Origin of the sequence: Halobacillus litoralis, assembly GCF_009856445.1 — a bacterium.
GTDB classification, from domain to species: domain Bacteria; phylum Bacillota; class Bacilli; order Bacillales; family Halobacillaceae; genus Halobacillus; species Halobacillus litoralis.
Genome location: NZ_WMFA01000003.1, coordinates 160,514 through 173,386 on the forward strand (window position 1 = coordinate 160,514; position 12,873 = coordinate 173,386).

The 12,873-nt window shown below is 43.3% G+C and carries 15 protein-coding genes; 8 read left to right on the forward strand and 7 right to left on the reverse strand.

Annotated elements, in window-relative coordinates; translation table 11 throughout:
- Nucleotides 1-2: 2 nt before the first annotated feature.
- A complete protein-coding gene (locus GLW00_RS11200; RefSeq protein WP_160914093.1) occupies nt 3-266 on the reverse strand; it encodes a hypothetical protein in 264 nt (87 codons plus the stop codon).
- Nucleotides 267-751: 485 nt separating this feature from the next.
- Nucleotides 752-1,549 (reverse strand): CAP domain-containing protein, encoded by a 798-nt coding sequence (locus GLW00_RS11205; RefSeq protein WP_160914317.1) that lies wholly within the window; start codon nt 1,547-1,549, stop codon nt 752-754.
- A gap of 453 nt (nt 1,550-2,002) precedes the next feature.
- Between GLW00_RS11205 and GLW00_RS11210 the strand changes: the two genes are divergently transcribed.
- Both GLW00_RS11210 and GLW00_RS11215 read left to right on the forward strand, forming a co-directional pair.
- Nucleotides 2,003-3,355 carry a hypothetical protein gene (locus GLW00_RS11210; RefSeq protein WP_160914094.1) on the forward strand — a complete coding sequence of 451 codons (1,353 nt, stop codon included), beginning with the start codon at nt 2,003-2,005 and terminating at the stop codon, nt 3,353-3,355.
- Between the two features lie 76 nt (nt 3,356-3,431).
- On the forward strand, nt 3,432-4,211 hold the full coding sequence (locus tag GLW00_RS11215; protein WP_160914319.1) for an ion transporter: 780 nt from the start codon (nt 3,432-3,434) through the stop codon (nt 4,209-4,211).
- Nucleotides 4,212-4,345: 134 nt separating this feature from the next.
- Here the strand turns inward: GLW00_RS11215 and GLW00_RS11220 are convergent, their stop codons facing one another.
- Nucleotides 4,346-5,680 carry a short-chain fatty acid transporter gene (locus tag GLW00_RS11220; RefSeq protein WP_160914096.1) on the reverse strand — a complete coding sequence of 445 codons (1,335 nt, stop codon included), beginning with the start codon at nt 5,678-5,680 and terminating at the stop codon, nt 4,346-4,348.
- 168 nt (nt 5,681-5,848) lie between these two features.
- Between GLW00_RS11220 and GLW00_RS11225 the strand changes: the two genes are divergently transcribed.
- The 4 genes from GLW00_RS11225 to GLW00_RS11240 are packed head-to-tail and all read left to right on the forward strand — an operon-like array spanning nt 5,849 to nt 8,562.
- Nucleotides 5,849-6,226, forward strand: a complete 378-nt coding sequence (locus GLW00_RS11225; protein ID WP_160914098.1) for a GntR family transcriptional regulator — start codon at nt 5,849-5,851, stop codon at nt 6,224-6,226.
- A complete protein-coding gene (locus GLW00_RS11230) occupies nt 6,223-7,140 on the forward strand; it encodes an ATP-binding cassette domain-containing protein (RefSeq protein ID WP_160914100.1) in 918 nt (305 codons plus the stop codon). The genes GLW00_RS11225 and GLW00_RS11230 overlap by 4 nt, the downstream gene beginning before the upstream one ends.
- Nucleotides 7,109-7,858, forward strand: coding sequence for a hypothetical protein (locus GLW00_RS11235; protein WP_160914102.1), 750 nt, complete (start codon nt 7,109-7,111; stop codon nt 7,856-7,858). The genes GLW00_RS11230 and GLW00_RS11235 overlap by 32 nt, the downstream gene beginning before the upstream one ends.
- Complete coding sequence (locus tag GLW00_RS11240; protein ID WP_160914104.1) at nt 7,855-8,562, forward strand: hypothetical protein; 708 nt, start codon at nt 7,855-7,857, stop codon at nt 8,560-8,562. Before GLW00_RS11235 ends, GLW00_RS11240 begins: the two co-directional genes overlap by 4 nt.
- Before the next feature lie 68 nt (nt 8,563-8,630).
- On the opposite strand, the gene GLW00_RS11245 is transcribed toward GLW00_RS11240, so the two are convergent.
- The 4 genes from GLW00_RS11245 to GLW00_RS11260 are packed head-to-tail and all read right to left on the reverse strand — an operon-like array spanning nt 8,631 to nt 11,117.
- Complete coding sequence (locus GLW00_RS11245) at nt 8,631-9,659, reverse strand: TolB-like translocation protein (protein ID WP_160914105.1); 1,029 nt, start codon at nt 9,657-9,659, stop codon at nt 8,631-8,633.
- 8 nt (nt 9,660-9,667) lie between these two features.
- Entirely contained in the window at nt 9,668-9,916 is a 249-nt protein-coding gene (locus GLW00_RS11250; protein ID WP_160914107.1) for a hypothetical protein, read from the reverse strand.
- A gap of 14 nt (nt 9,917-9,930) precedes the next feature.
- Nucleotides 9,931-10,797, reverse strand: a complete 867-nt coding sequence (locus GLW00_RS11255) for a permease prefix domain 1-containing protein (RefSeq protein ID WP_160914109.1) — start codon at nt 10,795-10,797, stop codon at nt 9,931-9,933.
- Nucleotides 10,794-11,117, reverse strand: a complete 324-nt coding sequence (locus GLW00_RS11260; RefSeq protein WP_160914111.1) for a PadR family transcriptional regulator — start codon at nt 11,115-11,117, stop codon at nt 10,794-10,796. Before GLW00_RS11260 ends, GLW00_RS11255 begins: the two co-directional genes overlap by 4 nt.
- A gap of 122 nt (nt 11,118-11,239) precedes the next feature.
- Here GLW00_RS11260 and GLW00_RS11265 point away from each other — a divergent pair, with 122 nt between their 5' ends.
- Together GLW00_RS11265 and GLW00_RS11270 are read left to right on the forward strand one after the other, a co-directional pair.
- Nucleotides 11,240-12,061, forward strand: a complete 822-nt coding sequence (locus GLW00_RS11265; RefSeq protein ID WP_160914113.1) for an ABC transporter permease — start codon at nt 11,240-11,242, stop codon at nt 12,059-12,061.
- A gap of 22 nt (nt 12,062-12,083) precedes the next feature.
- A complete protein-coding gene (locus GLW00_RS11270) occupies nt 12,084-12,857 on the forward strand; it encodes an ABC transporter ATP-binding protein (RefSeq protein ID WP_160914114.1) in 774 nt (257 codons plus the stop codon).
- Nucleotides 12,858-12,873 lie beyond the last annotated feature (16 nt).

Sequence of the window (12,873 nt, forward strand, 5' to 3'; positions counted from 1 at the left end):
GTTTAAGCAAACTGTTTTAAGGCCTGGTACATTTCTTCGCCTTCATCGTTCAGCACATGACCATTTCCATGGCACCGTCCGCATTCCGTGCTGTAACTGGTTTCTTCCACCGCCATTTTCCATGCTGTCTTTTCACTGGCATGATTCACGCGGCTGTAGTGGTCCATGATCATGTTTGCTTTGCTGTCATCATATTCCTTATAAGTCCCGGTTCCGTGGCAGAGGGGGCAGACGTTGTAAAGATGACTCACCGTTTTTGTATTCAAAAGAACACTTCCTTCTGATTTGATATAGTTAAATTATGATTGATTTTATGGAATATTCAGACTAATTGCAATAGGTTTTGGACAAATAAAAAAGAAAAAAAGTCATTCGTTCACAGATTTGTGAAAAACGCCTATGTTTCTATAGATCATAGATATGTCAAAGCTGCTGTGAGATGAACATCCTCGCCAAACTTTTCTGTAGCAAAGAAAGCGAAAGGTCATCCGATTTGAGGATGGCCTTTCGCGCCAAAGAGAGGTCGAGTCGCGCCAAAGAGAGGTCGAGTCGCGCCAAAGAGAGGTCGAGTCGCGCCAAAGAGAGGTCGAGTCGCGCCAAAGAGAGGTCGAGTCGCGCCAAAGAGAGGTCGAGTCGCGCCAAAGAGAGGTCGGGTCGCGCCAAAGAGAGGTCGGGTCGCGCCAAAGAGAGGTCGGGTCGCACAAAAAAGCCACCGGGAGATCCATCCCGGTGGCGACTGCCCTATATTCTATTACTTACCGATGAACATTTGTGTCCAGTAGTTCCCGTCTTCTGCATGACCTACTCCGATGTGTGTGAAGTCAGGATTCATGATGTTTTCACGGTGACCTTGACTGTTCATCCAGCCCTGGACAACTTGTTCTGGAGTTGTTTGTCCCATAGCAATGTTCTCGCCGGCTGTACGGTAGTCAATGCCATATGACTTCATCATGTCAAATGGGGAACCGTAGTTCGGACTGTTGTGAGAGAAATAGTTGTTTTGCTGCATATCAAGTGACTTGTCTTTAGCTACGGCACTTAGCTCCGTGTCTAGTTTCAGTGGAGCGAGTCCTTGTTTTTCACGTTCCTGGTTCGTCAATTCAACGACTTGCTTTTCAAAAGCGGATACTTCAGATGTTGCTTCGTCCTGTGTGTTTTCTTCTTTTTGAACTTCTTCTTCAGCAGGCTGCTCTGGTGCTGGAGCTGGTTCAGCTTCAGGTTGTGGAGCAGGTGCTTCTTGTTTAGGTTCTTCTTTTACAGGTGCTTCTGCTTTTGGCTCTTCCTGCTTCGGTTGTTCGGTTGGAACTTGTTGATATTTTTGCGCGAACTGATCAAAGAAAGATTGGAAATCTACCTGTTGAAGGTTGTTATTCTTTAAAGCTTCTTCATTTTCAGTGATCCAGTTGTTTAATTGACCTCGATCTATTTGAATGGTCTTTGTTTCTACTTGTACGTTTTGCTGTACTTCACCTGTGGATGCAAGGGAAGTAGCTGGTGATGCTAGTAAGGATAGAGCAAGTGCTCCTGTTACAATCAATGACTTTTTCATCATGTTGAAAATTCCTCCTTGAAACCTTTGTTTTTTGGAACGACTCTATCGTACCATCGAACTTTTGTAATATAGGAGGAGGATCTTTCCATATAATTAAAAGAAAAGAGAAATAGATTCAAAGGTGAAGCCTTTTTCCTATGCATTCAAGGATTTTTAAAATTCGATGATAGAAGCCATGTTGGAATATAAATCCTGTTCACTTATATTTTACTAGTTTACCAGGGTTGACAGACTTTTGAGAAAGGTTTGTTTTTTACGATTATGACAACACCTTTACAAAGATTAGTGGGACATTAAGGACTGCAGAAAAGCGTCGTTATGCTTCTTTACAACCGAGGCTAGCTTCAGGAAAGACTTAAGACCGGAGCCGAACAGCTGAAGAACCGGAGGCATATTTTTAACACGGACGTTCGTTGTGGTATAGTGAAGGAAAGAAGGAGGCGGATGTTAATGAACCCAATGACCATTCACGTCAAGCAGCAAAAGAAAGATGTAGCGCTTCTTCCATCCCGGGTTGTCTTTTACGAGCAAATGCAACTCGTTGAAACCTTCAATGATCAATCTGAATGTCACATGCTTTTCTTTTATAAACAAAAATATCTAACAGCCGTCAAGACGACGCGGCTTAAGCTCCATTCCTATGTGGCCCGTGCATTCAAGGAAGGTACAATATATGAATCTCCGCATCCTTTTTTACATGCTCTGATAGAAATGAATCATCCCCTACAAAAAATCAGCTATCCTCAGCTGAAAAAGAACATTGCACGACCGTATTCCAGGCAGGAACAAGCGAAAATCCTCACCTTTTTTGAATCATTCATTCCTAAAAAACAACTATTCCAAGATATAAAATCTCTTTTTTATCAATACCGTCGGGAAGGAAACATGTCCGGTGCCTATCGGGTCATCCGCGTGATGCGTGACTTCGCGCCTAATAATCGGTTCGTAAAAGAAATGGCTAATGATCTTTCTTATCGAGAGCATGCCAATCAACACTTAGAACAATCGCATGAACTCATGGAACGCGATCCTTTGTTTAAGGAAACGTGTGCCTCATTCGAAGACCACCAACGTCTCTTGGAAAAAGAAAACCGTTGGGTTGAAGCGACTTCTTATCTGTTCGCTGATTTTTATAACCAACCGACCTCTGAAAGCTATCAATTGTGTCGATCCTCATTCTCCAGGTATTTCGATAACGATAGCCGAACCTTCTTACTTGAGCAGATGGCTCAAGCTGTTCCATCCTTTGAATCAGTGACTGAAGATCTTTTCCAACACTATCTAGTCAATGAAAATATCCATGCAGCAGCACAACTCTATATAGAACGAGACCTGCAGCTCGATGAAGTACAATTCAACCAGTTGAAAGCCCTGCTAGAGAAGAACCGGTTTGCAGAGGATCCTGAGAACCTTCTTCCTTTAATGAAACGAATCACAGACGAACAGCCGGGGCAATCGAAAGACCTGTTGGACGCTTTTGTTATAAGGCTTCTGCAAACGCAGGAACTTGTCCAAGTCCATGAATCTTTAAAGTCTTTTCCGAATAAGAGTTCCCTTATGAAAAAAGTGGAGCGGATGAACGACATTTGCGAAGACCTCGATTGTATGCAGGAGCTCGGAGAACTGTACTATGAATTTCATCAGCTTGAGAAATCTATCGAATGTTTTCAAATGGAGATGGAGCTGAAGCCGAGTACACCAGAGCCGTTGAGGTGGTTGTCGAAAGTGTATGCGGATAAACAAATGATGGATGAATCAAAGGCCTACCAGCAACTGTGTGTCGATGTACAAAAGTGGGCATAAAGGTGATTGACGGCGGGGCGTAAATCCTATATAAAAGACGAGAGAGTCATATTGGGAAGAAAGTGGGGAGAAGAGAATCAAGTTACGCCATTTTATTGAACATAAAAGTTTTTCACGTTTTATATTAACGGTTATCTTGATCAATGCTGTCATTATCGGGATCTCTACGGATGACAGCATTTATCAAAACTATCAGTCGTTATTCATATTTCTAGACATTTTAGTTTTATCCATCTTTACGGTTGAAATTATTTTAAAGCTTGTCGTTTATCGCCGTCACTTTTTTAAAGATGGCTGGAACATCTTCGACTTTGTTATCGTATTTGGAAGTCTCGTGCTCTATAACACTCATTTCGTTGGTGTTTTACGAATTTTGCGTGTGCTCCGAGTATTGAGGACGATATCAGTGGTACCTTCCTTGAGAAGGTTGACAAGCGCTTTGTTCCTTGCGATTCCCGCCATCGGGTCCGTCATGATCCTAATGGCCATCATCTTTTATGTTTATGCGATTATCGGAGTCACTTTTTTTGGAGATATCGCTCCTGAATACTTTGGAAACGTCGGCCTTAGTACTTTGACATTATTCCAAGTGTTTACGCTGGAAAGTTGGGCGAGTGGTGTTTTTAGACCGATTTTTGCTGAAATCACATGGTCCTGGGTTTATTTCGTGTCCTTCATTGTTATTTCTGCCTTTATCATTTTAAATCTGATTATTGGTGAAATTGTTAACAATGCCCAGCAGCTATCTGAACATGCGGAGGAAGAAAGTAAAGATATGGCGAAGATTATGAATGACCTTGATGAGCTTAAGCAAATGATACGTGAACAAGATCATAAGAATAATAAAACAGGTTAAACCCAAAAGGGCCGCTGTCCAGTAATTGGACAGCGACCCTTTTTTAATTCCTGATAAACGTTTCTAACCACTGATTTTTTTCCTGAGACTAATATAATCCCTTCCTCTGTAAGGAGGGAAGGGACAGTGTATATTTAGTTAAAAAATAAAAGGGCAATAGAGATTGGGATGAAGCTCCAAATCAGAATGATGACACAGAAGCCCATAATGTCTTTAACTTTCAACCCGGCAATAGCTAAAAGTGGCAATGCCCAGAATGGCTGGATCATGTTCGTCCACGCATCCCCCCAGGCCACAGCCATCGCCGTTTTGGCTGTGCTTACGCCAAGATCCATGGCAGCTGGAATCATAATCGGTGCCTGAACGGCCCACTGTCCGCCACCGGATGGAACGAAGAAGTTGACGATGCCGGCACTGATGAAGGCGAGCACGGGAAACGTGAATTCCGTTGAAATGCTCACAAACCAGTTCGACATCTGTTCAGATAAACCGGAAGCAACCATCATGCCCATGATTCCTGCATAGAAAGGGAATTGAATGATGATTCCGCCGGCATTTTTCACTCCATCATTTACGCTGTTCAGAAATCTTCTTGGTGTCTGGTGAAAAAGGATTCCGAGGAATAAGAAGATAAAGTTCACAATATTAATATTGAGGTCAAACCCGTTCCTAATAAAGTGATACACGATGAAGGCCATGCCAAGCGCCCCAATTAAATAAGAGATGATCCTGCTGTTTTCCATCCTTTCGGCTGGGGTCAGGTCGGCAGTTGTTGCGGCCATTTGCTGCTCCGCCTTATCTTCGTTTTCTAAGAAGTCCAGGTTGTTTTTACTGAGGTCTCCACTGGATTTCAGTAACCACAAGTTAAGTAGAGGAAGTGAGAGAAGTAAAGTCACAATGATGAAGATATTCATGCTGCTGAACAATGTCTCCGTAATAGCGATGGAACCTATTGAATCAGATAAAAAATGGTCTTCTGTTGCAATGGTCAATGGAATGGATCCTGAAAACCCTCCGTGCCATAGGATGAATCCACTGTAAGCACTGGCCATCAATAAACGATAGTCCACATTCGGTACACGTCTCGCTACATGAACGGCAAGGAGTGCTCCGGCTACAAGGCCGAAACCATAGTTGATCACACAAGCGACTCCAGCTACGAAAGTAACTAATACAATGGCCTGTCCCGGAGTTTTCGCAAGCGTACTTATTTTAGATAAAGCAGCTTTAACTAAAGGGGTATTTGCAAGTATGTATCCCGTCACAACGATCAATGACATCTGCATGGCAAATGCGAGCAGGTTCCAGAAGCCATCTCCCCAAAATTGCACCATCTGTCCTGGTGAGCTGCCTGTGAAGAAAATCCCTAATCCAAAAACGACGAGTGTCAGAATGATGGCAAACAAAAACGCATCGGGTAAGAAACGCTGCACCATCCGGTCAAAAAAGTTTGTGATTCCTCGAAGCATCCTAAACAACCTCCTAATTATGTAATCGCTTTCAACCCTCCTTGTTAAGTGTCCTTTAGTGAGGAGGAAATTTCAAGGTCCGAGATAAATTTTTCCTTGTCAAAAGTTAGAAAAAGACATATACTACATTACAACACTAATGCACCCATTCAGAGAGAAGGTGATTCATTGATTCTCGATACCGATGGCTTAAAACCAATCTATATTCAAATTGCTGAGTGGCTGGAAAGCGAAATTCTGCATGGGAATTTCCAGGCAGACGAAAAAGTGTATTCTCAATATAAACTGGCCGACTTATATAACATCAACCCGGCAACAGCCGCCAAAGGTCTGACGAAGCTTGCAGAAGAAGGGGTCCTCTATGACAAACGAGGACTTGGTAAATTTGTCTCGACCAACGCTAAAGCGATTATTGTCGAAAAGCGTAAAAATCAGACGCTGAAAAAATTAGTCGAGGATCTCGTCACAGAAGCCGGAAGACTGGAGCTTTCTGAGGAACACATCTTAAAGCTCGTCAGGGATGCTTGGAAAGGGGAACAAGGATGAAGGCCATTAAATGTAAGGATGTAAACAAACAATTCTATCGGAAGCGTGCGTTGAATGATCTTTCTTTTTCTGTGGATGAGAATAAAATTGTCGGTGTGATCGGCAGAAATGGAGCTGGGAAAACGACACTTTTGAAAATCCTAGCGGGGTTATTAAAGGAAAAGTCAGGAGTCATCGAAGTTTTCGGCAGAAGGCCGTTTAACAATTTATTCGTGTCTGCGAATACCATTTATATTGATGATGCTATGAATTTCCCTACAGCGCTCACCTTAAAAGAAATACTTGAGGAGGCTAGACGCTTTTATCATCATTGGGATCATGAACTGGCCCTCCGTTTGTTCCATTTTTTCGAGTTTGAACCGAAACAGCGTCACAATGAACTATCCAAAGGGAAGGAAAGCACGTTCAATATGATCGTAGGTCTTGCGTCAAGATCGCCGCTTACCATCTTTGATGAACCAACGACAGGGATGGATGCAGCGGTACGAAAAGACTTTTACCGTGCGTTACTGAAGGATTATTTGGCGCATCCTAGAACGATTCTATTATCGACGCACCATTTGGAGGAAATGGAAGATTTACTTGAAGAAGTACTCGTGATTCATGAGGGAGCTTTGAGTCTGCACATATCGATGGATGAATTGAAGGAGTATGGAGTGGGGCTCACAGGAAAGAAGGATGCGGTTGATTCATTTCTGAAAGAAAAAGAGATGCTGTGGAAAAAAGAACAGACCTTTGATACATGCTATGCCGTGATCAAAAATGATCTTACGGGTGATGACTATCAGCGCCTGAAGGAATCGGGGGTTCAAGTTTCCCCCGTTAAAGCGAATGATCTATGTATCTACCTGACTGAATCTCAAAATGGAAAGGGGAGTGTGGATGATGTCTTTGATCGAAGTGCAGACGTCTGAAATCGTCAAGCGGCAGATCGGATATAAATGGAGGGCTTATACAGGCGTATTCACATCTCTTGTCGTTATCCAGCTTCTCGGCTTATTATTTTCCCTGAACGGAACAGGACAGATGGGTAGCGGGAGAACAGGATACGATGTTAAAATCACCTATTTTACTGCAGATATCATTGTAGGCTTCACGATTTTCTGGGGATTTCTAACGGCCTTTCTGTTAACGACGAAAGCTTATCGAGAAGATGACTTCGCATTTGTAACAAACAGGAAAACGAGTACACTGTCTACGATTGCTTTCTTGTTTATGATTTGTGTCATCGGCGCGCTGACGGCTTTGCTCTCCAGTTTTGCTTTAAAACTGCTTGCGTATGTCATCCTGCCGGGGGAAGAGATGCTTCTCATTCAAGGGATGGGGGATGTGGGCACTTGGCTGCAAGGAATATTTGCTACCATTCTTATCGTTTTTATGTTCAGCAGCTTAGGCTACTTGGCTGGCATGATCATTCAGTTAAACAAAATGCTTGTCATCGTTCTGCCTGTCGTTGTGGTAGGGTTGATGATTTTGTTATCCAGAGGCGGCTTTCAAGTGGAGGAGTATTTTTTTCAATTCATTTTTGAAGAAAACCAGGCATGGCTTTTTACTCTGAAAACGATTGCTGTGACCACCATTTTTTACGCACTGGCTGTCCTCGTTTCTAATCGTCTGGAGGTGAAACGATGATTGTTGAAGCGTTCCTGCCAATTTTTCTATTGTTGGCAGTTATTATTGGTTTGATTCTCCTCATTAATAAAAGTTCCCGATTCAGTTTTGGAAGAGGTAGAGCAGGACTCTGGATGCTGATCGGTTATTCGTGCCTGTTAGTGGTGTCAGCAGTTGTTTTCCTTGCGCTTCCTATTGGTAACACGGATTTGCAAGGAAAGGAGAGCGAGCGAAAGGAAGAACAAACGTCTCAGGCGTTTTATGATGCCGTTCTTCAAGGGAAGATAAACGAAATGGAAAAATGGCTCATCCATGAATGGTCGTTTCCTTTTAATGAAGAACAATTGATTCTTCAAGTAGGGGCAAATGATGTGAACAGCATCAATATTTTTGTCGAACATACGGATGGACTTACAGATACTATAGAAGCTTCTTATTATCAGACACCGTTGATGATTGACGGGTTCGAAGTGGAAGAAAAGTACACACCGGCGGTTCATATGGACATGACAACCCTCACAATTTATCCAGGAGAGACAAAGGATCTGAAATATAAAATGTTTGGTTCTGAGTTTCCTTTCCGCATGTTTAACAGAGAGGAAGGGACGATGTGGATGGATTCAATTGTTTCGCACTGGAACGGCTCTGCGCTTTATATCCGTGTCCCTGAAGGACTGGAGGTATTTGCTGATCAGAGTAACTATACCGAAGTGGACCCATCATAGAAAAACAGCTTCTCCTTGAGAGGGTATGTTTTTCATAATATTGAAGAATAAAAGAAACAGAACTCCTTTTATGACGGGGGTTCTGTTTCTTTTTCAGGGATATTAATATGAATTTCTTTTCTATTGCTGCCATCTCTTTCAACAACCCAATACTCATAATCTGGTTCCCTGCCGGCAAAGTTACGGTCTACCGTTACGAGCAGATGATTGGAATGTTGGAAAAAACGTGGATGGCCGGCGTAGTCAGAGAAATTAGTGATTTGTTTAATGTTTTCCCCCTTTGTATCCATCGTGAAAATTTCGTACTGAAACGTACCGTTGCTCGATTTTGATGCAACATCCGCAAAGGCAATCACTTTTCCTTCTGGTGATCGTGTTGGTGAAGACAGCGTTGGACTTTGAGCTTTTGAATAATCCGACGACACAGGAAGGATGGTTTTAGTCTTTCCGGATTCCAGGTCGAGTATTTTTATGCTGGATGTTTCGTAGCTTTTGCTGTACATCAGTTTTTTTCCGCCTTCGATGATTTGCAGGGAAGAGATCGAGACTGTATTCATGTTGGTTATCTGTTCAATTTCTTCTGTATTCAGGTTCATTTTGTAGATGTCAAAGCCGTTGGGCTGGGTCCGGTTATTATATGTTTCTGTGTACTTGCTGTTTTTCACAAAATATACGTGTTCGCCGTCAGGAGCGAATGCAGCGTAAGGGACGTATTCCTCCTCACCAAGGAGAGGGCGTAAACCCCCATCTTTATAAAGCATCAGCTGTTTGTGCATGTGCTCTTCGCCTTCCCATTCACGTAGAAAGAGCAATGACTCGCCGTCTGGAGAGTAAGCAGGCTGCAAGTCATCTTTACCTTCTTCTGGTTTTAATAGAAGTTTAGCCATGCCGCCTTCTATTGGTGCTGAGTAAAGAGCGCCATGATCATTTTGAAAATAAGTGAAGGTCAGTTCCTCGTCGTTTGGAGAGAGGGCAGGTTCCTTGCCAATTCCTGTGTAGCCGGTCGGAGTAGCCGCAAAAGTCCCTGTCCAATAAAGACATAAGTATAGAATGAACACGCCACTTATAAAGAGTAAGTTTTTCTTTTTTAAAGACAATGCTCCATTCACCTACTTTCCATTTGATCTTTTGTCATAAAGTGGAAAACTATCCCTGAGAGCAGAACGATAGCACCATAAACACCCAGGAGCAGGTGCTCAATCAGTCCTATAACCATTAAGAGAGCCCCCGCTCCAGCCATCACTTGGCTGATGAACAGGACAACCTTTCTGCGTTTGAATAACAACAGAAGGATATGGATCATCACAAAACCTAGAAGAACAGGCCAGCCAACACTGTTTAGTAATTCTTCCATCCCAATATCCTCCTTTACATAAATGTTGACAGAATGGTGAAAGGAGAGACGGTTGCGGCGGCCATAAATAATAAACCGGTAAAAATCGCTAAAACCGGACGCTTTCCAATCAAATACATCTGGAACTTATAAAAACCAAGCCAGGCAACTATGAAACCGATTGGAAGGAGACCTCTCCACGTAAAGCCTGTGAAAACAAGCATTCCCCAGACCATAAATAACGCTGCTGTGCTGATGATCACACCAAAAATAATATTCATGATATGACTGATTTTCGTTACCGTTTTTGCTTTGGGATCGTTGTTCGTTTTTAAGGAAGCGAAGTATGAATTACGAACGATAAAAATCAGACACAAGAGGACAAGAGTGAAAATGTAGGTCATGAACAGGATGACTTGAAGTGAATAAAATTGTGTAATGATGACAAGGTTGAATCCGTTCCATAATGCTGAAAGGAAGACGACAGTATTGACAGACCAGAAATATTTTCCGACCCAGGAGATGTTCATCGCTACTAGTGTGACCAAACTGCCAAAAACGAGCTGAATGAAGAGCCAGACTGGTTCAGGATCCCCGAATGAAAAGGTCATAATCAGGTGTATGAACACGCCTAATAGCAGAGTAGCCACTCCAATTCCATAAAGCAGTCCACGCTGAAACGGGTAGAGGGTTTCCTGTAAACCATCTCCGATCAGTCCAGGAGCACCGAAATCGTTGATTGCCAGTCTTTCAGCTCTTTTCTCTGTTTCCCCGTTGTTTATGTAGTCTTGCTTAGAAGCTTTTAGGTGTGTCAATAATTCTTCTTTAATTTCATCCCGCTCGTCGTCAGTACTCTGCATCTGATTCAGGATCTGATTGACATGTTTTTCTAATTTCTTCATGGAAGTTCCCCTGTCGTTTTGGTGATGAGGTCATTGACACTCTTCCATTCCTCAAGCTTTTGCAGGAGGACCGTACGACCTTCATCGGTAATCCTGTAATATTTCCTCCGTCCATAGTCAGTTTCTGACCAGTAGGATGTCATCCACTCCTTTTTCTCCAAACGCTTGAGAGCAGGGTAAAGGGTTCCTTCACTCATGTTGTACAATTGATTGCTTTCTTCTTTTAAGTGTTTGACGATTTCATATCCGTACATATCCCGCTTGTTGACAAGATTGAGCATGAGAATGTCTATGCTCCCTTTCATGATTTCCCTATCCATATTCACACTCCTTTTCCATTAATTTCTATAAAAATTGTAATACGATGTACATCGTAAAGCAAGGTCCTAATTTTTCACACAATTGGGCACCCGCACATAAATTAGCTGTAGAGGTGGTGAGAATGAAAGATGATCAAAGGGAATCTGTGACAGACCCTTTACAAATGGAAAAACAAGAGTGGAAAAAGCGGCAGATGCAGCACCGTCTGAAGCAGATACTGACCATATCCTCGCCGATTTTCATTGTATTGCTATGGGAGTTTTTATCGCGAACGGGACTGATTGATGCCCGTTTCTTTCCGCCTCCGACAGAGATCGTCGGGACGTTCTGGACGATGGGGATGAGCGGGGAGCTGTTCCATCATGTCGGGATTTCTTTATTTCGTATTTTTGCCGGGTTCCTGCTTGGGGTGATACCGGCGATTGTGATCGGTCTTTTGATGGGACTTTATGGACCCATCCGCCATTTCCTTTCACCTCTTATCATGGCACTCATGCCGATCCCGACCCTTGCGCTCCTGCCGATCATTATCATCTTATTCGGTGTCGGTGAAGTTTCCAAAGTGGTGACGATTGCGGGGAGTGTGTTTTTTCCTGTCGTCATAAACACAGTAGCGGGCGTTGTAAACATTGACCGCATATATTTGGATGTGGCAAAGAATTATGGGGCCGATTCGAAGCAGTTCTTTTTCAAGATTGCATTGCCGGGTTCGCTTCCGGTCATGCTCGAAGGGATTCAGATGGGGCAGGCGATCGCGCTGCTTACGATTGTCGCAGCGGAAATGATGGGAGCCAATTCAGGGATCGGGTATTTGATCTGGACGTCGTATAAAGCCTTTTTGTTGAAAGAAATGTTTGTAGGGCTTGTGCTCATTTCGTTCTTCGGCTATTTGTTTTCGATCATTCTCCGGGGCCTGCAGGCCAAATTGCTGCCATGGCGCTAACTGATGAAAGGAGCGACAGGGGATGGAGGCTAAAATATCGATTCAGGATTTAACAAAGGTTTTTTATAAAAAAGAGACCCGCGTGACGGCCTTAGAGGGGATTTCTCTTGATATTGCGGATGGTGAATTTGTCTGTCTCGTCGGGCCGAGCGGCTGTGGGAAAACGACGCTGTTAAGGATTCTGGCGGAGTTAGAAAAACCAAGTGGTGGCTCCTTCACGATTGCAAAGAGTAAAAAAGAACGGCCGCTGCAGTCGATGGTTTTTCAGGAAAGAGGAGTCATTCCATGGTTGACCGTGGAAGGGAATGTGAGTTTCGGGTTAAAGATGAGACACATGCCTGCAGATGTAATCAAGGAGCGGACCGCTTATTATTTGAATAAAGTAGGGCTCGAGAAATTCGCCAAGCTCTATCCAAAAGAGCTTTCCGGTGGGATGAAGCAGCGCGTCAGCATTGCGAGAGCATTTGCGAACGATCCGGAAATCCTTCTTATGGATGAACCTTTTGCTGCGCTCGATGAGCAGAATAAATTCATATTGCAGGAAGAACTTTTAAATATATGGTCAGAAACGAAGAAAACGGTCTTATTTATTACCCATAGCATAGATGAAGCGCTCCTACTTAGCGACCGGATTTTGTTAATGAGCTCGCAGCCCGGCACGATTATCGATGAAAAGCGGATTGATCTGCCGCGCCCGAGAAATATGGAGCAGGTACGGGCGGACCCTTTGATGGCGGAGCATTTTGTGGAGATTTGGAATCATCTTCAGGAAGAAGTACAGCGTTCGCGTAAATAGAGGAAGAGAGGGGATT